At 70.2% G+C, this 285-nt stretch carries 1 protein-coding gene; it reads right to left on the reverse strand.

What is annotated here, in order from left to right; all coding sequences use genetic code 11:
- A partial coding sequence (locus DNK49_RS23590; protein WP_424445311.1) for an ABC transporter permease subunit occupies positions 1 to 285 on the reverse strand: 285 nt, incomplete at both ends.

Raw genomic sequence — 285 nt, forward strand, 5'->3', positions numbered from 1 at the left:
GCTTGAGCGTGAGCGAGCCGAGCACGATGGCGACGACGGCGGTAAATACCAGCCCGACGACCAGCGCGAGCCAGGGCGAACCGGCCAGCCACGACAGGTAGCCGGGCAGGTCGGTGGCGGTGGTGAGGAGCCCGGTGGTGTAGGCGCCCAGACCGACAAAGGCGGCCTGGCCGAAGCTGGTGAGCCCGCCCACGCCGGTGAGCAGCACCAGCCCGAGCGCGACCATGGCGTACAGGCCGATGTAGTTGAGCAGGGTGACGTAGAACGGCGGCAGCACCAGCGGGG

The sequence above is a fragment of the Parazoarcus communis SWub3 = DSM 12120 genome, from assembly GCF_003226565.1.
Taxonomy (GTDB): Bacteria; Pseudomonadota; Gammaproteobacteria; order Burkholderiales; family Rhodocyclaceae; genus Parazoarcus; species Parazoarcus communis.